16 protein-coding genes are annotated in these 22,048 nt (G+C 73.0%); 7 read left to right on the forward strand and 9 right to left on the reverse strand.

The genetic code is table 11. The features are described from left to right. The first annotated feature begins 67 nt into the window (after positions 1 to 67). The gene (locus DSM112329_RS26130) at positions 68 to 481 is read left to right on the forward strand and encodes a DUF192 domain-containing protein (RefSeq protein ID WP_354699509.1); all 414 of its coding nucleotides are present in this window, start codon (positions 68 to 70) and stop codon (positions 479 to 481) included. Between the two features lie 7 nt (positions 482 to 488). Beyond that, complete coding sequence (locus DSM112329_RS26135; protein ID WP_354699510.1) at positions 489 to 998, forward strand: isoprenylcysteine carboxylmethyltransferase family protein; 510 nt, start codon at positions 489 to 491, stop codon at positions 996 to 998. Between the two features lie 656 nt (positions 999 to 1,654). On the opposite strand, the gene DSM112329_RS26140 is transcribed toward DSM112329_RS26135, so the two are convergent. Both DSM112329_RS26140 and DSM112329_RS26145 read right to left on the reverse strand, forming a co-directional pair. Continuing rightward, positions 1,655 to 1,873, reverse strand: a complete 219-nt coding sequence (locus DSM112329_RS26140; RefSeq protein WP_354699511.1) for a helix-turn-helix domain-containing protein — start codon at positions 1,871 to 1,873, stop codon at positions 1,655 to 1,657. Between the two features lie 175 nt (positions 1,874 to 2,048). Beyond that, complete coding sequence (locus DSM112329_RS26145) at positions 2,049 to 3,374, reverse strand: MATE family efflux transporter (protein ID WP_354699512.1); 1,326 nt, start codon at positions 3,372 to 3,374, stop codon at positions 2,049 to 2,051. Between the two features lie 24 nt (positions 3,375 to 3,398). Between DSM112329_RS26145 and DSM112329_RS26150 the strand changes: the two genes are divergently transcribed. After that, positions 3,399 to 3,860 (forward strand): hypothetical protein, encoded by a 462-nt coding sequence (locus DSM112329_RS26150; protein WP_354699513.1) that lies wholly within the window; start codon positions 3,399 to 3,401, stop codon positions 3,858 to 3,860. Positions 3,861 to 3,927: 67 nt separating this feature from the next. Here DSM112329_RS26150 and DSM112329_RS26155 read toward each other — a convergent pair whose 3' ends face one another. Both DSM112329_RS26155 and DSM112329_RS26160 read right to left on the reverse strand, forming a co-directional pair. Beyond that, a complete protein-coding gene (locus DSM112329_RS26155; protein WP_354699514.1) occupies positions 3,928 to 5,091 on the reverse strand; it encodes an aminotransferase class I/II-fold pyridoxal phosphate-dependent enzyme in 1,164 nt (387 codons plus the stop codon). A gap of 20 nt (positions 5,092 to 5,111) precedes the next feature. Then, positions 5,112 to 6,221, reverse strand: coding sequence for a serine protease (locus tag DSM112329_RS26160; RefSeq protein ID WP_354699515.1), 1,110 nt, complete (start codon positions 6,219 to 6,221; stop codon positions 5,112 to 5,114). A 109-nt stretch (positions 6,222 to 6,330) separates the two neighbouring features. Between DSM112329_RS26160 and DSM112329_RS26165 the strand changes: the two genes are divergently transcribed. Beyond that, positions 6,331 to 7,650 carry a class II fumarate hydratase gene (locus DSM112329_RS26165; protein WP_354699516.1) on the forward strand — a complete coding sequence of 440 codons (1,320 nt, stop codon included), beginning with the start codon at positions 6,331 to 6,333 and terminating at the stop codon, positions 7,648 to 7,650. 3 nt (positions 7,651 to 7,653) lie between these two features. Here DSM112329_RS26165 and DSM112329_RS26170 read toward each other — a convergent pair whose 3' ends face one another. The 3 genes from DSM112329_RS26170 to DSM112329_RS26180 all read right to left on the reverse strand — a co-directional run bounded on the left by DSM112329_RS26170 (position 7,654) and on the right by DSM112329_RS26180 (position 15,089). Further along, positions 7,654 to 11,490, reverse strand: a complete 3,837-nt coding sequence (locus DSM112329_RS26170; RefSeq protein WP_354699517.1) for a hypothetical protein — start codon at positions 11,488 to 11,490, stop codon at positions 7,654 to 7,656. A gap of 100 nt (positions 11,491 to 11,590) precedes the next feature. After that, the gene (locus DSM112329_RS26175) at positions 11,591 to 13,369 is read right to left on the reverse strand and encodes a glycoside hydrolase family 2 TIM barrel-domain containing protein (protein WP_354699518.1); all 1,779 of its coding nucleotides are present in this window, start codon (positions 13,367 to 13,369) and stop codon (positions 11,591 to 11,593) included. A 238-nt stretch (positions 13,370 to 13,607) separates the two neighbouring features. Continuing rightward, a complete protein-coding gene (locus DSM112329_RS26180) occupies positions 13,608 to 15,089 on the reverse strand; it encodes an NAD-dependent succinate-semialdehyde dehydrogenase (protein ID WP_354699519.1) in 1,482 nt (493 codons plus the stop codon). Between the two features lie 178 nt (positions 15,090 to 15,267). Between DSM112329_RS26180 and DSM112329_RS26185 the strand changes: the two genes are divergently transcribed. After that, positions 15,268 to 16,920 carry a SpoIID/LytB domain-containing protein gene (locus tag DSM112329_RS26185; RefSeq protein ID WP_354699520.1) on the forward strand — a complete coding sequence of 551 codons (1,653 nt, stop codon included), beginning with the start codon at positions 15,268 to 15,270 and terminating at the stop codon, positions 16,918 to 16,920. A 93-nt stretch (positions 16,921 to 17,013) separates the two neighbouring features. Here the strand turns inward: DSM112329_RS26185 and DSM112329_RS26190 are convergent, their stop codons facing one another. Both DSM112329_RS26190 and DSM112329_RS26195 read right to left on the reverse strand, forming a co-directional pair. Then, positions 17,014 to 17,472 (reverse strand): MaoC family dehydratase, encoded by a 459-nt coding sequence (locus DSM112329_RS26190; protein WP_354699521.1) that lies wholly within the window; start codon positions 17,470 to 17,472, stop codon positions 17,014 to 17,016. Between the two features lie 36 nt (positions 17,473 to 17,508). After that, on the reverse strand, positions 17,509 to 18,909 hold the full coding sequence (locus DSM112329_RS26195) for an AarF/ABC1/UbiB kinase family protein (RefSeq protein WP_354699522.1): 1,401 nt from the start codon (positions 18,907 to 18,909) through the stop codon (positions 17,509 to 17,511). A gap of 52 nt (positions 18,910 to 18,961) precedes the next feature. On the opposite strand from DSM112329_RS26195, the gene DSM112329_RS26200 reads away from it, so the two are divergent. After that, the gene (locus DSM112329_RS26200) at positions 18,962 to 19,858 is read left to right on the forward strand and encodes a 5'-3' exonuclease (RefSeq protein WP_354699523.1); all 897 of its coding nucleotides are present in this window, start codon (positions 18,962 to 18,964) and stop codon (positions 19,856 to 19,858) included. 95 nt (positions 19,859 to 19,953) lie between these two features. Then, complete coding sequence (locus DSM112329_RS26205) at positions 19,954 to 22,047, forward strand: glycoside hydrolase family 2 TIM barrel-domain containing protein (protein ID WP_354699524.1); 2,094 nt, start codon at positions 19,954 to 19,956, stop codon at positions 22,045 to 22,047. Position 22,048: the final 1 nt, after the last annotated feature.

The raw sequence follows: 22,048 nt of genomic DNA on the forward strand, positions 1-22,048 counted from the left end.
CCGCGCGGGTGTGCCGATTGACGCGCTTCTGCGGGGCGTGCCGTGCGGGTGCGGTCTCCTGGGGCGGATGACCGGTTCACCGCAGGCCGCCCCCTTCGTCATCACCTGCCGCGGCCGCGTGCTGTGCGCACAGTGCACGGTGGCCCGGACCTCACGGCAGCGCCTGCGCGGCCTGATCGGGCGTCCGCTGCCGGCGGGTGGCGGACTGCTGATCGTGCCGTGCGCCTCGGTGCACACCGCGTTCATGCGCCGAGCGATCGACGTCGTCTTCCTGGACCGGGCCGGGTGCGTGCTGCGGGTCGTGCCGGCGCTCGGGCCCTGGCGGGTCGTTGCCTGCCGGGGCTCGCGCGCTGTGCTCGAGCTCCCGGCCGGGACGTGCACCGCGGTCGGGGTCGCGGCGGGCGTGACGCTGCGGTCCGCCGGCGCCGAGCTGCCCGGCCGCCGCAACGGCTGGGCCGGCCGTAGCGGGCGTCCGCGATGATGGCCGCGTGCCCCGTCGTGCCGCCGCCTGCCTGAGCGTGCTGTTCTTCGTCCTCGGCCCCTGTCTGGAGGCGGGCGTGGGCCCGTTCCTGCTGACCGGTGGGTGGGACCAGGGTTCCGACCTGCCGGCGCAGCCGTTCTGGACGGTGCTCGGGGTGGCGCTGGTCTGCGCCGGCCTGGCCGTGGTCGTGCGCGCGTTCGTCGCGTTCGCGGTCGACGGCCGGGGGACGCCCACACCGGCCGCACCGACGGACCGGCTCGTGGTGAGCGGCGCCTACCGCCACGTCCGCAACCCGATGTACCTGGCGACGGCGGCGATGATCGTCGGCGAGGGACTCGTGCTGGCCCGTCCGATCCTGCTGGTGGCGGCTGCGGCCTATCTGGCGACCCTCGCGGTGCTGACGACACGCCTGGAGGAGCCGACGCTCGCCGCGCGGTTCGGGGCGCCGTACGAGGACTACCGCCGTGCCGTCCCGGGCTGGGTGCCGCGGCTGCGGCCGTGGTCGCCGGGGGGCTGACGCGCCGGCGACGACCGGTGCGGTCGTCCCCATGCCTGCCACCGACCGGCAGCACTCATGACCGCGCTTACGGGGCGGAGCGGGGGTGTGGTGCCGGGGGGCGTGGTCTGGTCGTCGGGCGGTGTCCCGGGTGAGGGCCAGGGGCGACGCGCGGAGGGCCTGGCGGGCCTGACCCGTCGGATCCTCCGAGCGTCCCGCCCAGGCCCGGCTGCGTGGAGGGTCGCGGGGGCCTGACCCCCCGAATCCTCCGAGCGTGCCGGGCCGCCGGGCGGCGACGGCCTACGGCGATCTACCGGGCTGGGAGCCGTGCGATCCACCACTCGTCCCGCCCGGCAGCGGCCGATGGCGCTCCACCCGACTGGGAGCCGTGCGATCCACCACTCGTCCCGCCCGGCCAGCCGCCCGCCCCACGCCCCGCACCCGAGACCCCGCAGCGTCCCAGCGCCCGCCATCGTCTACAGCCCGCAGTTCCCAGAGCCGCCACGACCGGGACGGCCGTCGGCGTCAGCGCCACCGACCCCCGACCACCGAGCCCTCGGCGTCAGCGCCACCGACCCCCGACCACCAGTCCGTCGGCGTCAGCGTCCCGACCACGACGTCCCTCCCCGCGCCAGGCAGGGACGTGCCCGCCGCGGACCGCAGGACCCCTACCCGTCTCAGAGCGCGGAGCGCTCGCGGGCGTCCTGCTCGAGCGAGTCCAGGAATGCGTCGAGCTGCTGCAGGCTGAAGCGCCGCTGGCCACCCGGCGTCCGGTAGCCGATCAGGTGACCCTGGTCCGACCAGCGCCGCACCGTCGACAGGCTGACGCCGAGGTGGGCGGCGGCCTGGGACGTGGTGAGCCCGAGGCGGGTCGGGACGGTCGTGCGCTGAGCCATGGAGCCGGTGTTCTACGGGCCGCCGGGGCGGCGACGGCCGGAGCACCCGCTTTGCGGAGCTTTCGCGCGCGATCGGCACGTTCGCTGCAGCTTGGCCGGTCGCCCGCGGGCGGCGTGCGGCGTGGAGCTCCTCATATGAGCTCTGCGCCGCACGCCGACTCCGTCGGCGGATGGCTCAGCGCTCCGCGCCGACGACGGCCCACGCACCGCCGCGGAACCGCCAGGCCATCGTCCCCAGCCGCGCGAGCATCAGGACGTTGATCGCGACCCACACCCCCACCACGCCCCAGTCGAAGACGAGGCTGGCGAGCGCGACCGGGGCGAAGCAGGCCAATGCGCTGAAGGCCATCGCCCGCGCGATGAAGCGGGTGTCGCCGGCCCCGATGAGGATCCCGTCGAGCGCGAACACCACCGCGCCCGACACCTGCAGGACCGCGAACAGCGGCCACAGGTCACGGGCCTGGTCCAGCACAGCGTCGTCGCTCGTGAACGCCCGCGGCACGATCCCGGTGAGCCCGAGCAGGACGACGGCGAACAACGCGCCGACGACCACCGACCAGCCGATCATCCGGCGGGCGGCGACGGTCGCGCCGGACGCATCGCCGGCGCCGAGCGCGCGACCGACGATGATCTGGCCGGCGATCGCGATCGCGTCCAGCACCAGCGCGAGGAAGACGAACAGCTGGAAGGCGATCTGGTGCGCCGCGAGCGCCGCGGTGGACGTCCGCGCGACCACGGCGCCCGCCGCGATGAACGCCAGCAGCAGCGCCCCGGTCCGCACCAGCAGGTCCCCGCCCAGGACCAGCAGCGCGCGGATGTCGGCCGGGCGCGGGCGGCGGGAGACGTCGGGCCCGCCGGCCCGCAGGAGCGTGATCGCGAACGCCGCGCCCATCCCCGCCTGCGCGGCGACCGTCCCGAGCGCCGACCCGTCGAGCCCCAGGTCCAGCCCGTAGACGAGCACCAGCTCGAGCACGACGTTGACGAGGTTCGCGACGATCAGGATGACGAGCGGGGTCCGCAGCCGGTCGACCCCGCGGAGGTACCCCTGGCCCGCGAGCGCGATCAGCGCGAAGGGCAGCCCGGGGGCGCTGAGCCGCAGGTAGCGCTCGGCGGCGCCGGCCGCGTCCCCCGTCCCGCCGAGCGCGAGCATGAGCGGGTGCGCCAGCAGGACCAGCGCGACCGCGAGCAGGACACCGAGGCCCGCGGCGAGCCACAGGGCCTGGGCGGCGATCTGGGCCGCCCGTTCGGGCTGACCGGCGCCGTGCAGCCGTGCGACCTGCGCCGTCGTCCCGTACGTGAGGAAGTTGCAGAGCGCCACGACGGACGTCAGCGCCGTCGCCGCCAGTGCGAGCGCGCCGAGTTCCAGCGTCCCCAGGTGGCCGACGATCGCGGTGTCCGCGAGCAGATACAGCGGCTCTGCGGCGAGCGCGCCGAGGGCGGGGACGGCGAGACGCACCATCTCGCGATCGTGCGCACGCGGGCTGAGCGGTTCCGTGGGCAAGGGCGCGGACTCTACGATGCGTCGATGAGGAGGTCGTGGGTCCCCACGCTGGGCTGTGCCGTGGCGGTGCTGGCCGGCTGCGGGCCCGGCGCCACGCCGATCTCGCCTGGCTGCACCGAGGACGTGGCCCCCGTGATCCGCGCGCTCGAGCGCGCCCCGGCGGCCGTCACGCTCGTCGACGGCTCCCGGTTGTCCGAGTGCATCAGCGACGGGACCGACGAGGCCGAGCTCCTGAACGTCGGCATCACCTTCTCCCGCGCGGCGGAGGAGCTGCGGGTCACCGCCCGCGAACAGGAGGATCGCGCCGTCGCGGTGCAGCTGGGCTACCTGATCGGGGCGACCCGTCGTGGGGCCGAGCGCACCGCAGGCGTCATGTCCGAGCTCCAGCGCCGGGTCGAGCTCGTCGGCGGCCGGCTGCAGACCGAGGCGCCGGACCTGGCCGCAGACGTGGACCGCGGCCTCGCGGCCGGCGAGAAGACCGGTTGAACCCCCGTCCTACGGGCGCCGAGACCCGGCGGGCATCGGACCGGGTGATGAGGAACGGGTCTCGACGTCAGGGGAGCGTGCGGGTGACCGCTGCCGCCAGGCGGCGGGCGCCCTCGTCGAGGTCCGTGTCCGCCGTCGCCAGCGAGAGGCGGACCCAGCCCTCGCCCTCGGCGCCGAACCCGACGCCCGGCGCGACCCCGACGCGGTCCTCGCGCAGGAGGGTCGCCGCGTCCAGGCCGGCCGGTGGCCGCCACCAGGCGAAGAACGTCCCGGCCGGTGCGTCGATCTCGGCGCCGGCCGCGCGCAGCGTCCCGACGAGCCGATCGGCCCGCGCGCGGTACAGCGCGCGCAGCTCCGCGACCCCGTCCTGCGGCCCGGTGAGCGCAGCGTGCAGGCCGCGCTGGACGGCTGCGAAGACCCCGGCCGTCGTGTGGTCGATCAGCGTCTGGACTCGCGCGACCACGTCTGCGCGACCGACGAGGAAGCCGACGCGCCAGCCCGCCATGCCGTAGATCTTCGACGCCGACCACAGCTCGACGGCGACCTCCCGCGCACCCGGCACGGCGAGGACGCTGCGCGGCGGCGACGTCCCGAGCCCGAGCGCGCCGTAGGCGAAGTCGTTCAGCAGGACGGCGTCCCGCTCGGCGGCGTATGCGACGGCGGCCTCGAAGGTCCCGGGCCGCTCGACGACCGCGCAGGGGTTCGACGGATAGTTCAGGACGACCAATGCCGGCCGCTCGGCGGCGACCGCGTGGTCGCCCACGAAGTCCGGCTGGAAGCCGCCGGCCGCCCGGAGCAGCAGCGGAACCCGCCGCGCGCCGGCCAGTGCGATCGCCGAGAGGTAGTCCGGGTAGCCCGGGTCCGGGAGCAGCACCGCGTCCCCCGCCGCCGCGCAGGCCAGCGTCGCCAGCATGATCCCGGTCTTCGTCCCCGGGACCACCGCGATCTCGCGCTCCGGGTCCAGGACGACCCCGTGATCGGCGCGGTAGCGCGCCGCGATCGCCTCGCGCAGCGCGGGGAGCCCGGCGAACGGCGGGTAGCCGTGCACCGCCGCGACCGGATCGCCGGCGGCCGCCTGCAGCGCTGCAACGGCGTGGTCGGGCGGCGGCTGGTCGGGGTTGCCGCGCCCGAGGTCGATGATCGGCGCGCCGGGCGTCGCCCGCGCCGCGGCGACCTCGGCGAGGATCCCGGTGAAGAACTGGGCGGGGAGGCGGTCGACGGCGCGGGACACCGTCGTGACGCTACCGCGGGCTACCCGCCGCAGACCTTGAAGCGCCGCGTGTCGGTCACCTGCTTGCCGCTCTTGAGCCGCATGACGAGCTTGACGGTGACCGTCCGCGGTTTGCCGGCGGGCAGGACCACGCGCGTCGACGTCTTGCCCGACCGCAGCGTCGTCAGCCGCTTCCCGGCGACCAGGACGACCACGGAGCGCAGCTTGCCCCGGTAGATCCGCTTGACGGTGACGGTCAGCCTCCGCGGCTTGGAGCAGGTGGTGGGCCGCACGACCGGCTTGGGCCCGGCGACGGGCGTCGGGGTGGCCGGCGCCGCGGACGCGTCGGCGTCGACGGCGTCGCCCGCGATCCCGCGGATCCACTCGCGCAGCGGTGCGTCGGCGATCCGGGCGTAGATGCCGGGCTTGCCGGCGCGCGCGCAGCCGTCGCCGTTGCTGGTCGCGCCGACGAGCACGAGCGAGCCGTCCGCGCGGCGGCCGAAGAGCGGCCCGCCCGAGTCGCCCTGGCAGCTGTCGATGCCGCCCTGCGGGAAGCCCGCGCAGATCTGCGTGGTGAAGTCGGTCCCCGGATACGACTTCGCGCAGTCCGGGTCGGCGATGATCGGGACGTTGGCTTCTTGGAGGTGATCGGGGATGTCCCCGTCTTCCTTGGTAAGCCCGTAGCCGACGATCGTCTCGCTGACGCCGGGCGCCCAGGCCCCCTCTCCGCCGCGGCCCGCGATCCGGACCGGCGTCGTCTTCGCGGGCTTGTCGAGGATCAGCAGCGAGATGTCGGACCCCGTGGTGGCGAGGTAGTCCGGCGGGATCCTCACGGAGGACACCGTGGCGCGCTCGCCCGGCCCGTCCGGCGACTCCGCACCGAGCGTGACGGCGATCATCGACGGCGGCCAGCCGATCGGCGTGGCGATGAGCGAGCCCGTCAGGGAGCCACAGTGGCCGGCGGTGACGACCACCTTCGGCGCGACGAGCGTCCCCGTGCAGGCGAACGAGCCGCTGATCTTCACGAACGCCACCGCGGGATACGCACCCGGCGCGGTGTCCTTGCCGCCGACGATCGCCTGCGCAGGAGCAGCTACGACCACGCTCGCGAGCAGCGTGGCGGCGGTCAGGACTGAAATCCGGAGTCGCATGCTCTACGAACGTAGCGGGAGCACCACCGATGCGGCGCCGTTTGCGCCATCTGACGGAGTGTCGAGCGGCACGCCGCCTGCCCCGGTGATATGGGAGGCTCCGGGATCTATGGCCAAGAAGATCCTGTACAGCGGCGAGACCCAGAAGGCCGTCGACAACTTTCCGATCAGCGGCGAGGTCGTCCCGATCGCCGTCATCCACTGGCTCGGGCGCATCAAGGGTGCGGCCGCGCGCGTGAACGGCGACCTCGGGCTGATCGACGCGGACCTCGCGGCGAAGATCGCCGAGGCGGCGGACGCGGTCGCGACGGGCGCGTACGACGACCAGTTCCCGATCGACGTCTTCCAGACCGGCTCGGGCACGTCGTCGAACATGAACACGAACGAGGTCCTCGCCTCGCTCGCGGGCGCGCACCCGAACGACCACGTGAACTACGGGCAGTCGTCGAACGACGTCTTCCCGTCCGCCGTCCACCTCGCGGCGCTGGACAAGACCGTGAACGAGCTCCTGCCCGCGCTGAGGCAGCTGCAGAAGTCGTTCGCGAAGAAGGCCACGAAGTTCAAGGACGTCGTGAAGTCGGGCCGCACGCACCTGATGGACGCAGTCCCGGTCACGCTCGGCCAGGAGTTCGGCGGCTACGCGGCGCAGCTGACCCTCGCGATCGAGCGCGTGGAGGCGACGCTGGTCCACGTCGGGCAGATCCCGCTCGGCGGCACCGCGACCGGCACCGGCCTGAACACCGACCCGAAGTTCGCCGGCAAGGTCATCGCGCTGCTGAAGAAGGAGTCCAAGCTCAAGCAGATCGCCCCGCCGCTGGACCGCTTCGAGGCGCAGGCCAACCGCGACGCGCTCGTCGAGCTGTCCGGCGCGCTGAAGGTCGTCGCCGTGTCGCTGACCAAGATCGCGAACGACATCGCGCTCATGGGCTCCGGCCCGCGTGCCGGCATCGGCGAGATCTACCTGCCCGAGCTGCAGAAGGGCTCGTCGATCATGCCGGGCAAGGTCAACCCGGTCCTCCCCGAGGTCGTGCTCCAGGTGTCCGCACAGGTGATCGGCAACGACACCGCGATCACCATCGGCGGCATGCAGGGCCAGTTCGAGCTGAACGTGCGCATCCCGCTGATCGCCCGCAACCTGCTGCAGTCGATCCACCTGCTCTCGACGACGTCCAAGGCGTTCGCCGAGAAGTGCGTCGACGGCATCACCGTGAACAAGGGCGGCGTCGAGGCGTCGGCCGGCAACACGCTCGCCGTGGCGACCGCGCTGAACGGCGCGATCGGCTACGACAAGGCCGCCGTGCTCGTCAAGAAGGCGGCCGCCACCGGCCGCCCGCTGCGCGAGATCGCGCTCGAGGAGGGCGTCGACGGCGACCTCTACGACAAGACGATCGACCTGCGGAAGATCGCTGCCGGCAACCAGAAGTATTGACGGCTAGGCCTTCTTCTTCTTCGTCTTGGCGGCCGTCGCGGGCCTGAGGGTCGCGACGGTCGACGGGCCGGTCAGCGCGGTCCGTCCGACCGCGACGACCGTGACCCTGCCGCCCTTCCTCGGCAGGAACGCCGCCACCCGGACGAACGGGCGCGCCGTCGCCTTCACGATCCTGGTCGTCGCGTGGCCGTCCTTGAGCCGGAACGTCACCACGTAGCGCGACGCACGCGGCACGGCCTTCCAGCTCGCGCGGACCGCGCCGGCACCGGAGACGCGGAGCGTCACCCCGCGCGGCCTGCCCGGCTTCAGCGACGCCGGCGCGACGTAGCTCGTGAGCACGACGCTCCTCCGCGGCAGCCCGTCCTGCGAGACGAGCGCCACGATCTGACGGCGGCCACCCCGGCCCTCCCCGGGCGTGAAGCGGACGCTGCCGGCCTTCACGCCGGCCCTGAGGTCCCCGATCGGGTGCTGCAGGGACTTGGCACGCTCGACGAGGGTGACGGTCTCGCCCGCGCGCAGCTCGCGCTTGAACGCGACGACCCGGCTCCGGCCCTTGCCCGACACGCGCGCGGTCACCTTCGGCTGCGGGAAGTCGACGCTCTTCTGGATGCGCGTGATCGGCGCGGTACCCAGCTGCGACTCCACCCGCCACACGCCGGCGGCCGGACGCCGGAGCTGCACGTAGGACGCCTTCAGCGTCCGGGAGGAGAGGATCGACCCGGCCGGCCCGCCCGCGATCTGCTCGGCCCGGATGCGGCCTTCGTAGGACTGCGTCGGACCGTCGACGCGCTCGCCGCCGGGGCCGACCACCGAGATCAGCGGCGTCTGGTTGCCGCTGACCTTCAGCTCGAGGACCTTCGTCCCCGGTGGGACGGTGAAGGACTGCGCGGTGCTCGCCTGTCGCGTGAAGGCGTCCGTCCGCCAGATCGGCGCCGGCGCCAGGCGCGTGGTCTTGAACGTCTGGTAGCTGCTCAGGTCGCAGTGGAAGAAGAGCTCATCCGGGATGAACGGGCTGTTCTTCCAGCGGATCGCGACGCCGATGGCGAGGTCGACGACCGGGGTGACGAGTCCGCCGCAGGCCGCCGCACCGACCTCGGAGATGAGCGCCGAAGAGCCGGCGCAGACGCTCAGAACGCAGGCGCGCGCATCGCCCTGGAGGAAGAAGTGCTTGCCCTGTACGCCGCCCTGCACGTCGACGCTGACGTCCGCCACGAACGCGTTGAAGCTCGCGTTGCCCTTGAGGAAGAACGTGCCACCCGTGTCGTAGTGCACGCTCGCGCTCGCCACCGGGATCGACACGACGCGCACCTTGCCCGTGATGTCGACCGCGATCGCGTACGGCTTGCCGGGGAACGAGATCGTGCCCTGCAGGTCGGCGTCGATGGCCGCCGATCCCAGGAACGTCGGGCCGGCCGTGAGGTGCACGCCGCCCGTGATCGCGGTGAACGGCTTGATCTGGATGCCGGCGTTGACCCCCTTCAGGCCGATCGACGGCGGCAGGATCGGGATCGCGGTCGGGAACTCGATGCCGATCAGCGCGGCGCCGAAGTCCCCGCTGACGAACGTGATCTCGCCGGTGAGCTCGACCTCGCGCGGGAGCGGCAGGGTCAGCGTCAGGCGGCCCTTCCACGTGTCCGACGTGCCGGTGTACGCGATCGCGATCCGGGCGAACTGCAGCGGCCCGAGCTGCGCTGTCCCGACGTCGACCTTCAGCGAGTCGAGCCGCAGGCCGCCGCCGGTGGTGGTGACCAGCGTCGCGCAGCCGGTCGCGTTCACGAACGCGGGCTTGGGCAGCGAGACGTTGACCTGGATGTACGTGGTGCCGTTCGCCGTGCTGACCCGCGCATCGCCGGGCAGCGGGAAGCCGAGCAGGTTGCCGACGCCCTGCGTCGGGATCGTGCCGATCGCGGCCCCCACCGGCTTGCAGGCGTCGCCGTCGCGCAGCGTGGCGACGCGAGCACCGCCGCCCTTGGGCACCGTGAAGTCGACCTTGCCCTTGGACAGCTGTACGACCGCGCCGCCGGGGGTCGCGACGCTCACCCGCGCGGTGCCGGGCCCGCCGGCCGCCGTCTGTGTCCTGATCGTCCCCAGCGCGGGGTTCGCGACCAGCCGCGTGCCGCTCAGCAGCGCGATCCGCGTGCCGTTCATCAGCACGGTGCCGGACGGGTAGGTGAAGACGCCGCCCTTCTTTGTGGCGCAGCCCGTGAGCGTCACCGACCGGATCTTCACGGTGTCGTCCGAGCAGCCAGGGTCCGGGGTGACGGGCGGCGGCTGGGCGGGGCCCGGGGTGACCGTCCCCATCCCGAGCCGGACGAGCAGGAAGTCGGACGCGAACGGGGCCGGGTCGTTGTCACTCTGGGAGGAGACCTGCTTGGCCCGGCCGGCGATCACGATGCTGCCCCCGGCGATCACCATGCGGCGCGGGACGGAGTAGCGCTGGGCGCCGGCCGGGTAGACCGCGACGCCGGGCACGGGACCGCCGCTGTGGGCGCCGGGGTCCAGGCGGCCCGCCGACGTCAGGCCGGCGACGAGCAGGTCCGGCGTCGTCCGCGAGGTGAACTGGCTGCCCTGGACCGGCTGCTTGATCTGGATGGAGTCCTCGACGGAGTCCTGGGTGCCGGACACGATGATCCGGCCGCCGTCGACCGCCACCGAGTTCAGGATGGTGTCGTAGTTGTGATCGCGCCGGTCCGGCTGCTGCTGGCCGCGGAACCGCGCAAACCCCTTCTGCCCGAAGGCGGCGTCGAGCTTTCCGCTGTCCGTGAAGCGCCCGACCAGCGCGATGTTCGCGCCCCGGGTGGTCCCGGTGCCGGCAACGATGATCGTGCCGTCGGGCGCGATGGCGACCGCACGCAGCTGCTGCGTCACGGGGCTGAGGCCGTCGATGGTGCTCGAGGACGTGCCGTCGTCGACGGCGGGCGCGGGGGCGGTGGCGATGCCGGGGACCGTGGGACCGCCGAAGCCCGGGTCGAGCGCCCCGGCCGCCGTCACGCGGGCGACGCCGCCGGCGACCGAGCTGCTGAACAGGACGGAGCCCGCCAGCACGACGCGTCCCTGCGGGTCCTGCACCATCTTGGCGGCCGTGAAGTAGTTCTCGCCGGCCTGGATGCGCGCGAGGCCATCGACGCCGTAGGACGCGTCGCGCGTCCCGCCGGGGGTCAGCTTCACGATGCCCGTCTGGGGCGCGGCGACGCCGGGCTGCTCGAGCACGGAGAGCACGAAGAGGCTGCCGTCCGGCCCGATGAGCACCTGCTGGGCGGTCGATCCGGCGATGATCGCGACCCCGCCGGTTCCGAAGGCGGGGTCGACCGTGCCGTCCGGCAGGACGTGCGCCACGATCGCCTGGCCGCTCTCCTCGTACTCCCCGACGCGCTCGGCGATCCGGCCGGCCACGTAGATGGACCCGTCGGGCGCGAGGACGCCGTCCTGCAGCAGCGTGGCCTTGCCCGCCTCCCCGGGAGCGGCGTTCAGGAAGATCGTCCCCGGGAAGCTCGAGGCGGCGGCGAACGTCGGGTCGGGCTCGCCGCTGGGCAGCACGCGGAGGACCGCCCCGAGCGTGTTGTCGCCCTGCTTGGCGTAGCCGGTGACGACGGTGCGCCCGTCGGGCATCACCGCGACCCCGGCCGCCCCGGCGATGTCCCGGTCGCCGACCGGGATGCGGTCGATGCCCGAGCCGGCGAGGGACTTGTCGAGCGTGAAGGCCCCGGCCGGGGCGGGGAGGGCCGCCGCCGCCGTGAGCACCGCGGCAGCGGTCAGGAGCGCGCGGCGGGCGCCGCCTCGGCGTCGCGCACGAGGGCGGGCGGTCGACGACGTGGCTGCGGCCTGGTGCGTCGTGTCCATCGTGTCCCCCCGACCTCGCCGGATGTGCGGCGCCGTCGGCGCCGCCGAAGACGCTACACCAGAAAAGGGCGTCGCAGGAAACGGAGGACGGACGGACGAGCTACTTGCCCGCGAGGGCGTCGCGGACGACCGCGAGCGACGGCTTCGGCTTGCCGTCGTAGGTGAAGAGGCCCTTCTGGTTCAGGCCGCGGACGATCTTGATGTCCGGGACCTGCCGGCGGATCGACCCGCCGTAGAAGGCCGGCGTCACGCCGAAGTCGCGCAGGTTCCACACCAGCATCCCGGACACCCGCGGGTTGGCCCGGTAGATGTCGACGTGCAGCTTCAGGAGGGACGCCTGGAACGCGAAGCCGCCGGGGATGTTCGTCGCGTTGAGGTCGTTCGCCTCGGCGCCGAACTCGGTGATCACGAGGATCTTCCCGGCGAAGATCCGCTCGAACTTCTTCACGTGGTCGCGGATCGCCTGCCCGACGGAGGGGCGCGGGTCGAGCGTGCGCTCGTACCAGCCGATGTAGTTCGTGTCGCCGATGGCGTCGATGTAGCGGTACATCGGCCCCATCGTCTTCGGCGGGTGGATGCCCCAGACGTCGAGGCCGACCAGCCGCCCGGGATCGCGGCGCTTGAGCTCCCGCGCCATCTCGTCGATGTACTTGGACTGGCCTTCCTTGCGCCCGTTGCCGGCGACCTCGTTCGCGAGGTTCCAGACGATGATCGACGGGTGGGTCTGCAGCTGGAACAGCGACGTGCGGACGCGGCGCTTGCCCTGCGCCACCAGCGCCGGGGTGCGCGACGTCCAGGCGCCGGGGGCGTCGACGGGGCCGACGCCCATCCAGACCATGATGCCCGCGGCGTCCAGGCGCTCCATCAGGGCGGGGTTCAGCGGGTGCTGCGCGCGGGTGGCGTTCGCCCCGAGGGCCTGCAGCTCGCGGATCGTCTGATCCATGTCGGCGGACGTCAGCGCGTCGCCGCGCCCCATCGCGTCCTCGTGGATCGAGGCGCCCCTGAGGATGATCGGCTTGCCGTTCAGGACGATGCGGGTGCCGACCTTCTTGACCTCCCGCAGCCCGGTCTTCAGCCGGTACGCCGACTCGCTGCCCGCGTTGAACTGGAGCTCGTAGAGGTTCGGGGAGCCGGGGGCCCAGAGCCGCGGCGAGGCGACGTCCACCCGCGTCTTCAGCACCCGCGTCTGGTTCGGCGGGACCGAGACCTTCGGCAGGTCGAACTCGATCTTCTGGTCGCCGTTCTGCAAGGACCCGCTGACCGGGATCTCGCGCTCCTCGGCCAGGCGGTTCGTGACGTGGACGCTGAGGTCGACCAGGGCGTGGCCGTTCGACTGCAGGCGCGTGCGGATTGTGGGCGTGGTGAGGTCGCTCTCGGTGAGCTTCCGCACCGTGACCTCGCGGTTCACGCCGCCGAAGTTGAACCACGTGCGGTGCCACGCGGTGCGCTTCATCTCCATCGGGTCGCGGTAGTCCGCGCGGATGACGAGCGTGTGCGGGACGTCCGGCGCGAGCGTCGCGTGCGCCTCGAAGGGCAGGTACTCGCCGGTGTGATGGGCGACCGCCTTGCCGTCGACCCAGACCGTCGCCTTGTGGTTGACGGACTCCATCCGGATCTCGTACCTCCCGGCCTCCGGGACCGTGAAGGCCGTCCGGTACCAGGCGGTCGTGCCCGCGAAGGACTTCTTCTGCTTCGGGCCGGTCACGCGGCCGCCGTTGGCCGCGTTGGGCACCGTGACGTTGGAGCCGGCGAAGTTGCCGGTCTGCCAGCCCTTCAGCGTCCCGTGCGAGTTCGGGTCGCTGCGCAGGACCCAGGCGCCGTTGAGCGCGACGCGGCCGGGCGGGCCGCCGTCGATCATCGGCAGCGATGCGGCCGGCACGCCGCCGCCCTGCCCCGCGGCAGGGGAAACGTCGCCGTTCGGCGCTGCGGCAACTGCCACCGCTACGGCGGCCACCGCCACCGCCAAGGCTTTCCCCCCGGACTTCATCCACCGACGAGGGTACCGGCGTCCCCCGGCGCGCGCGCCGCGCGTCACGGACGCGACGGGTGACTGTCAGCGCACGCGGAGCGCGCGGTAAGCCCGGGAACAGGCTGATACCGACCCGAACCGGGGACCATCAGGCGAGGTTCATGGCCACGTACTTCGTCTCGAGGTACTCCTCCATGCCCTCCGGGCCACCCTCGCGCCCGAAGCCGGACTGCTTCACGCCGCCGAATGGCGCACCCGCGTTGGACACCATCCCCTGGTTGAGGCCGATCATCCCGCTCTCGAGGCGCTCCATGACGTCGAACGCCCGGTTCAGGTCGCGGGTGTAGACGTAGGCGACGAGCCCGTACTCGGTGTCGTTGGCCATCGCGATCGCGCTGTCGGTGTCCGTGAAGGTCGTGATCGGCGCGACCGGCCCGAAGATCTCCTCTGTGAGGACCCGTGCGCCTTCCGGGACGTCGGCCAGGACGGTCGGCGCGTAGAAGTGACCCGGGCCGTCGACGGCCGACCCGCCGGTGAGGACCGTCGCGCCGGCACTGACCGCCTCCTGCACCTTCCCGTCGATGTCCTGCACGGCGTCCGCGTTGATCAGCGGCCCGACCTGGGCCCCGTCCTCCGTCCCGCGCGCGACGACCATGGCGCCCATCCGCTCGGCGAGCTTCGCGCCGAATTCGGCGGCGACGGACTCGTGCACCACGAACCGGTTGGCGGACGTGCACGCCTCGCCCATGTTGCGCATCTTGGCGATCATCGCGCCGTCGACGGCCGCGTCCACGTCGGCGTCCGCGAAGACCAGGAACGGCGCGTTCCCGCCGAGCTCCATCGAGACCTTGAGCACCTGCTCGGAGGCCTGCTTGATCAGGTCCTTGCCGACGCTCGTGGACCCGGTGAACGAGAGCTTGCGCGTGCGCGGGTCCGCGATCAGCGGCGCCATCGTGTCGCCCGACTTCGCCGCGGTGATCACGTTCAGGACGCCGCCCGGCAGCCCGGCCTCCTCCAGGATCTGCGCGAGCGCGAGCATGCACAGCGGGGTCTGCTTGGCCGGCTTGACCACCATCGTGCAGCCGGCGGCGATCGCCGGGCCGACCTTGCGGGTGCCCATCGCGAGTGGGAAGTTCCACGGCGTGATGAAGACGCACGGGCCGACGGGCTGCTTCATGGTCAGCACCCGCCCGGCGCCGTTCTCGTTGACGGTGAAGCGCCCGTTGATGCGAACCGCTTCCTCGGAGTACCAGCGCAGGAAGTTGTTGGCGTAGGTGATCTCCGCCTTGGACTCGCTGATGGGCTTGCCCATCTCGAGCGTCATCAGCAGCGCGATGTCGTCGGTGCGCTCGAGGATCAGCTCGTAGGCCCGGCGCAGGACGTCGCCGCGCTCGCGGGGCGCGGTGGCCCGCCAGGCCGCGGCCGCCGCGCAGGCCGCGTCCAGGGCCGCCGCCGCGTCGTCGAGCGATGCGTCGGCGACGGTGCACAGCTCCTGTCCGGTACTCGGATCCTCGACGCCGATCGTCGAGCCACCGGTCGCGTCGCGCCAGGTTCCGCCGATGTACAGCTGGTGCGGCACGGCGTCCACGACGGCGGTTTCGCGGGCGGTCAGCGTGCTCGAGGAGGCCATGCGGTCGAGCATAGAGGCGCGCCGGACCGCCGCACGGGCGCGCGCGGACAGCTCACGCTGGACGGGTCGGCGGCCACCCGACGGGGCAAAACCATCTGCCGATGGAGGCACGCCGCCCGTCGAACCGCCGCATGGCGTGCATCCGCTGTGGCAGGCTCGCGCCGCCGCCTGTCCTGAGATGTCCCGCCGCCCCCTCGTCACCCGCCTGGTCACCGTCTGCCTTGCCGCCCTCGCGGCCGGCGGCGCGTCCGCGGGCCCGGCCGGCGCCGCCCCGGCCGGCACGCTGACGATCGACGGCCGCGGCTTCGGGCACGGCGTCGGGCTGAGCCAGTACGGCGCCTACGGCTTCGCGCAGCGCGGCTACAGCTACCGCCAGATCCTCGCGCACTACTACCGCGAGACGCAGATCGGGTCGACCTCCACCGGCCAGGAGATGACCGTCGCGCTGGCGTCGGGCCGGCGGTCGTACACCGTCACCCAGGCGACGAACGCCGGAGGGCTGTCGCTCGACCCGGGCCGCGCGTACCGGTTGTCGGCCAGCAAGAAGGGTGGTGTCGTGGTCCTCGACGACACCGGCAAGCGCCTCGGCCGCACGCCGGGAAGCGTCCGGGTCTCCGCCGGCGGCGCGCCCGTGAAGCTCCTCGGGCGCTCCGGCGACGGGCTCACGGACGGGCAGTACCGCGGGGCGCTGGACGTCGCGCCGGCGGGCGGGCTGCAGCTCGGCGTGGTGAACGCCGTCCCCCTGGAGGACTACGTCCGCGGCGTCGTCGGCGCCGAGAGCCCCTCCGGCTGGCCGGCCGCCGCGCTGCGGGCGCAGGCCGTCGCCGCGCGGACCTACGCCATCGCGACCGGGTCCGGCGGAACGCTGCACGCGGACACGCGCTCGCAGGTCTACCGCGGGATCGCCGCGGAGACGGCGTCCACCGACGCTGCGGTGGCCGGGACCCGGGGTGAGGTCGTCACCTACAAGGGCACCCCGATCGTCGCCTACTTCTTCTCGACCTCCGGCGGCCGGACCGAGAGCGTGCAGCACGGCTTCCCGGGGGCCGACCCGAAGCCCTACCTGGTCTCGGTCAAGGATCCGTACGACGGCTCCTCGCCGAAGCACACGTGGCGGATGCGGATGACGCTTGCCGCAGCCGAGGCCAAGCTCGGGCCGCTGGTGAAGGGCTCGCTGCGCCGCATCGTGATCCTGCAGCGCGGGGTCTCCCGGCGCATCGTCCGGGCGCGGATCGACGGGACCGGCGGCACGACGCTGGTCGACGCCGCCACCCTCAAGAAGCGGTTCGGGCTGTTCGACACCTGGGCGCGGTTCAGCATCGTCACCACGGGCGCCGCCCGCAAGACCGAGCGCCGCCGCGTCACGATCCGCGTGCTGCCGGCGGGCGATGCCGAGGCGGTCGCCGCGGTCGCGTCGGACGGCGACGTACCCGCAGGCGGCTGGGCCCTGTTCAGCCGCCTCGCGGCAAGCGCAGCCGCCGACCGCCCTGCGGTCGCACCGGCCCCCACCGGGTGGGCCGGGCTGATCTCCGTCACCCGGCAGATCGCGCAGCCGACGACCGGCACCGTGCTCGCCGCCCCGACCCCCGCGGCGCGGATCGGCACGCGCAAGGTCCGGGTCAAGGTCCTGCGCGGCCGCGTCGCCGTGACGGGCCGCCGCGTCGGCGGGACGTTGCTGCGGGTGCAGCGGGGCCTCGGCGACGGCCGCTGGCGGACCGTCGCCACCACGAAGGCGACCCGGAGCGGCACGTTCGCCGTCAAGGTCGCCCGCAGCGGCGTGTACCGGGTGCGCACGGGTGCGCTGACCGGCCCGAACGTCCGCGTCGGCTGACGGAGCCAGGCCGAGGCGAACCGCCGACCGGGCGAACGAGCCCCCTGGGCGAGTTCGCCCGACCTGAAGCGAGCCCCCCCCCCCGGGCGAGCTTCAGGCAGCGCCGTACACGCGGACCAGCGCCTCGGCGACGCAGACCGGCTTGCTGCCGCCCTCGATCTCGAAGGTCTGCGTGATGCGGGCCTGGACGCCGCCGGGGACCTCGGCCACGTCGGCGAGCGTCGCCGTCATCCGCAGCTTGGAGTCGACCGGCACCGGCGACGGGAAGCGGACCTTCTCGTAGCCGTAGTTCAGCGCGAAGGCGACGTTGTCGATCGTGAAGATCTCGAACTGGAACACGGGGCCGAGCGAGAGCGTCAGCAGGCCGTGGGCGATCGTCCCCCCGAACGGCGTCTCCTTCGCCTTCTCCGGGTCGACGTGGATGAACTGGTGGTCGCCGGTCGCGTCGGCGAATGCGTCGATCGTCGCCTGGTCGATGGTCTTCCACTCGGAGACGCCGAGCTCCTCGCCCGTGCGCGCCTTGAGGTCGTCGATGCCGTTGATGGTGAGCATGCCGCCGATCCTATGCGGCAGCGGCCCGGCCGCGGACTACGCGGCGGCGGGCGCGGGGGCGCGCGGCTGGCCCAGCCATTCGGCCTCGGCGCGCCCGAGCTCGGTCGTCGCCTCCCCGGACTCGAGCAGCGACTCGCTCATCAGCGCGTTCCAGTCGGCCGCGGCGCGCAGCTCGCCGAGGACCGCGAACAGCAGGCCCTCCATCCGGCGGATCAGCAGTGCCTCGGGCGGGACGGTCTGCCGGCGCATCGCCTCGAAGTACGGCGAGCGCGGCGAGCCGGCGATCTCCATGACCTCGCGGACGACGTCCGGCGTGATTCGCAGGACGCCTGGCGTGAGGTACCACGACCCCGCGCCGCGCAGCTGCTCGTACGTCGCGTCCACGTCGAAGGACTCCGGGTCGGGCAGGTAGCCGAGCTTCCCGAGCTGGCGGTGGACGGCGACGGCGTCCTCGTTCAGCAGCGCGCGACCGATGTCGCGCTCGCCCTCGAGGTAGAGCTCGGGGACCTTGCGCATCAGCCCGAAGTCGAGGAAGCAGATCTTCCCGTCCGGGGTGAAGATGACGTTGCCCGGATGCGGATCGCCGCAGGCCAGGTGCTCGCGGTTCAGCAGGCCGAAGTAGAAGCGGTAGAGGATCTCGCCGTAGCGGTCGCGCTCGGCGTCCGGCAGGCCGGCGATCTCACCGAAGCCGACGCCTGCCACGTACTCGCTGACGAGCACCCGGCGCGTCGACAGGGACGTGTCGACCGCGGGGACAGTGACGAACGGGTGGCCGCGGAAGGCGCGGGCGACGGTCCGCTGGTGCTGGGCCTCGATCTCGTAGTCGAGCTCCTCGCCGATGCGGTCCTTGAGCTCGCCGGCGATCGCCTTCACGTCGAGGCCGGGGGCCAGGCGCTTGACGAGCGGGAACAGCATGTTGGCGTTGCGCAGGTCGGTCTCGACCGCCTCGGCGACCCCTGGGTACTGGACCTTTACGGCGACCTCGCGGCCGTCGTGGGTGGTCGCGCGGTAGACCTGCCCGATCGACGCGGCGGCGATCGGCGTCTCGTCGAAGGTCGCGAAGACCGTCGACACCGACCCGCCGAGGTCGGACTCGAGGACCTTGCGCATCTTGGGGAAGTCGACCTTCGGCGCGTCGTCGCGCAGCTGCGCGAGCTTCTGCTTGAACGCGTCCCGCTCACCCTCGGGGACGAGCTCGAAGTCGATCGTCGAGAGGACCTGGCCGATCTTCATGGCCGCGCCCTTCATCTGCCCGAGCTGGGCGACGATCTCGTTCGCGGTGTCCATCGCCCGCTCGCCCATCTTCTCGTCGGCCTTGTCGTCCGTCCGGAAGCGGTTGGCGGTCTGCGTGCCGACCCAGCGCGCGCTCTGCCCGGCGACGAGGCCGCCGAACTTCGCGGTGCGGCCGATGCGGGAGGTGGGGATCTTGGGGCTCATGGCTCTCGATGGATACGTGCGACGGGCCGTCCAGGATGGCAAAGTGCCCAGAATGTCCGAGAAGGCCGATCCCGCTCCGCTGCTCGTCGTCGACACCCCGTCGCTGCTGTACCGCGCCTACTTCGCGCTGCCGTCGTCGATCAAGGGCGCCGAGGGGCGGCCGGTCAACGGGCTGCTGGGCTGCGCGAACCTGATCCTGCAGGTGATCGAGAACCACGCGCCGCGGGCGGTCGCGTTCTGCAACGGGGCCGAGGCCGCGCACTACCGGACGGCCGCCTACCCCGGGTACCACGGCGACCGCGACGAGATGCCGGAGAAGCTCGTCTGGCAGTGGGAGCAGGCGCCGGCGTTCTACGAGTCCTTCGGCTGGACGCACCACACCACGCCCGACCTGGAGGCGGACGACCTACTGGGTGCGTTCGCGGAGGTCGAGAGCGCGGCGGGCGGCCGGACGCTGCTCTTCACCGGGGACCGGGACATGTTCCAGTGCGTGGACGAGGACGTCGTCGTCCTGTTCCCCGGCGGGGCGAAGGCCGGGCCGGCCTGGGTGGACGTCGCCGAGGTGCGGAAGCGGTACGGGATCGAACCGGCCCAGGTGCCCGACTTCATCGCGCTGCGCGGGGACCCGTCCGACGGCCTGCCCGGCGCGAAGGGCGTCGGCGAGAAAGGCGCCGCCGCCCTGCTGACCGAGCACGGCGACCTCGAGACGCTGATCGACCTCGCACAGCGCGACGCCGCGGTCGACTCGAAGAGCCTCAAGCCGCGGGTCCGGACGGCGCTGCGCGAACAGGCGGACGAGCTGCGGGCGTTCCGCCACATCGCGACCCTGCAGCCGGTCGACGTGACGCGCCCGGCCGACGCGCCCACGCGGTACGCCGACGCTGCCCGGGCTGCCCAGGAGCTGGGCATGGGCGCGCTGGCCAAGCGCCTGGAGGGCCTCGCCGGCTGAGCAGGACCCCCGGGACGGCATCCCCCCGCGGGCTCTGCCGACGCGCCCGATCGTCGCCGCCCGGCGGCGAGTGCGTCATCATTGACGCCTCGCCCGTGCACCGCCGTTCCCTCGCGACGTCACTGGCGGCCTTCCTGGCCGTCCTCTGCCTGCTCCAACCCGCGTCCAGCGCGGCGGAGGACGTCGGCGTGCCCGCGCCCTTCCCGCTCACCGCGGGCTGGCAGAAGTTCGAGGACCGCGGGAACGTCGGCGTCGGCCTCGGCCTGTACACGCCCGACAACAAGGCGGCGTGGAAGCCGGCCGTGGTCCCGTCCGTCTTCTCCGGCCAGACGCCGGAGTCGAGCTTCCGCGGCACGGTCGGCTGGTACCGGGCGACGTTCAAGGCCCCGGAGAAGACCCCCGGGTTCACCTACGACATCCACTTCGAGCAGGTCCGCCGGGTCGCCCAGGTCTGGCTGAACGGCGTCAGGCTCGGCCGCCACGAGGATCCGTACGTCCCGTTCGACCTGCAGGTCGGCAACGCGCTCAAGCCGGGCCAGCGGAACGTCCTGGTGGTCCGCGTGGACAACCGCAAGGACGGGGCGATCCGCGAGGGCTGGTGGAACTGGGGCGGCATCACGCGCCCGGTCACGCTCGTCCCGCGCGCGGCCCTGGTCCTGCAGACACCGGGCGTGCTCAGCGTCGTCGACTGCCCGCCCGGCGGGGCCACCGACGGCGCGCCATGCACGGCGAAGGTGCGCTTCGACGGCGTCCTGGTGAACCGCGGCGACAGCACGATCGAGAACCCGCAGGTCCGCCTCGACCTCGGGGCGGGCGGCGCGGTGACGCAGACGATCCCGTCCCGGCCGCTGGCCCCCGGCGAGTCCACCCACCTGGCGAGCGAGGTCGCGGTCCCGGACCCGCAGCTGTGGTCGCCCGAGAAGCCGACGCTCTACGACGTGACGCTGACGACGTCCGCCGGGGACCGCATGCAGCAGGTCGACACGTGGAAGACGGGGCTGCGTGAGGTCAAGGTCCGGAACGGGATGCTGACCCTCAACGGGCGCCAGCTGACCCTGCGCGGCGCGTCGATCCAGGAGGACGTGCCAGGCCGCGGGCCGGCGCTGAAGGACGAGGACATCGCCGGCATCGTGCGCGACCTGAAGGCCGTCCGCGCGAACGTCACCCGCGCCCACTACCTGCTGCACCCGAAGCTGCTCGACGCGCTCGACGCGGCCGGGATCATGGTGTGGAGCCAGGCGCCGGTCTACCACCGCGACGTGCGGCTGAAGCACCCCGAGCAGCGCGAGACCGCGCTCGCGTCGGTCCGCGGGACGATCCTGAGCGCCCGTAACCACCCGTCGGTCATCACCCACTCGGTGGCGAACGAGCTCAGCCCGACGCCCGACACCGTGCCGGGAACGCGGGCCTTCCTGGCCGCCGCCCGCACCCTGGCGAGCGAGCTCGACCCGACCCTGCCGCCCAGCGTCGACATGCTGAGCTACCCGGGTTACGCGCGCCAGGCGGCGTACGCGCAGTACCCGCTGCTGGGCATCAACTCGTACTTCGGCTGGTATCAGGGCAAGAAGGACCACTCGGTGGCGAACCTCGCGGACTTCGGCCCGTTCCTGGACCGCCTCCGCCGGCAGTATCCGACGCAGGGCCTGCAGGTGACCGAGTTCGGCGCCGAGTCCACGTACTCCGGCCCGGTCACCGAGAAGGAGACGTACGCCTTCCAGACCCAGTACCTGAAGGACGTCCTGGCGATCATCGACGCGCGGCCGTTCATCGGTGGCGCGATCTACTGGACCCTGCGCGAGTTCGCGGTCAAGCCGAACTGGGTCGGCGGCCACGAACGCCCGGGGGTCAAGCGCGACTCGATTCACCGCAAGGGCCTGATCACCTACGCGGGGCGCAAGAAGCCGGCGTGGCAGGTGGCGGCGGACGACTTCGGCCAGACGCCCCTCTACCGGACCGTCAGCCCGGCGGCCGCGGCAGGCGTCCCCGAGGCGAAGGGCGGCGGCGGCTCGGTGCTGGCGATCATTATCGCGGTCGGCGTGATCGGCCTGCTCGCGGTCGACGGCTGGGCGATCGCGGGCATCTGGCGCCGCGACGGGCGCCTGCGCCGGACCGAGCAGCGGCGTCGCGCCGGCAAGGGCAAGGGCAAGGGCGGGGACGGCATCGAGCCGGCCGGCGCCCGCGCGCTGTGAC

The sequence above is a fragment of the Paraconexibacter sp. AEG42_29 genome (genome assembly GCF_040581415.1).
Taxonomy (GTDB): Bacteria; Actinomycetota; Thermoleophilia; order Solirubrobacterales; family Solirubrobacteraceae; genus Paraconexibacter.

Bases quoted from the DNA above. Each gene is read 5' to 3' on its own strand.
- DSM112329_RS26150 (WP_354699513.1), top strand. From the start codon at position 3,399: ATGAGGAGGTCGTGGGTCCCCACGCTGGGCTGTGCCGTGGCGGTGCTG.
- DSM112329_RS26140 (WP_354699511.1), bottom strand. From the start codon at position 1,873: ATGGCTCAGCGCACGACCGTCCCGACCCGCCTCGGGCTCACCACGTCC.
- DSM112329_RS26185 (WP_354699520.1), top strand. From the start codon at position 15,268: ATGTCCCGCCGCCCCCTCGTCACCCGCCTGGTCACCGTCTGCCTTGCC.
- DSM112329_RS26160 (WP_354699515.1), bottom strand. From the start codon at position 6,221: ATGCGACTCCGGATTTCAGTCCTGACCGCCGCCACGCTGCTCGCGAGC.
- DSM112329_RS26130 (WP_354699509.1), top strand. From the start codon at position 68: ATGACCGGTTCACCGCAGGCCGCCCCCTTCGTCATCACCTGCCGCGGC.
- DSM112329_RS26195 (WP_354699522.1), bottom strand. From the start codon at position 18,909: ATGAGCCCCAAGATCCCCACCTCCCGCATCGGCCGCACCGCGAAGTTC.
- DSM112329_RS26165 (WP_354699516.1), top strand. From the start codon at position 6,331: ATGGCCAAGAAGATCCTGTACAGCGGCGAGACCCAGAAGGCCGTCGAC.
- DSM112329_RS26200 (WP_354699523.1), top strand. From the start codon at position 18,962: ATGTCCGAGAAGGCCGATCCCGCTCCGCTGCTCGTCGTCGACACCCCG.
- DSM112329_RS26180 (WP_354699519.1), bottom strand. From the start codon at position 15,089: ATGGCCTCCTCGAGCACGCTGACCGCCCGCGAAACCGCCGTCGTGGAC.
- DSM112329_RS26190 (WP_354699521.1), bottom strand. From the start codon at position 17,472: ATGCTCACCATCAACGGCATCGACGACCTCAAGGCGCGCACGGGCGAG.
- DSM112329_RS26170 (WP_354699517.1), bottom strand. From the start codon at position 11,490: ATGGACACGACGCACCAGGCCGCAGCCACGTCGTCGACCGCCCGCCCT.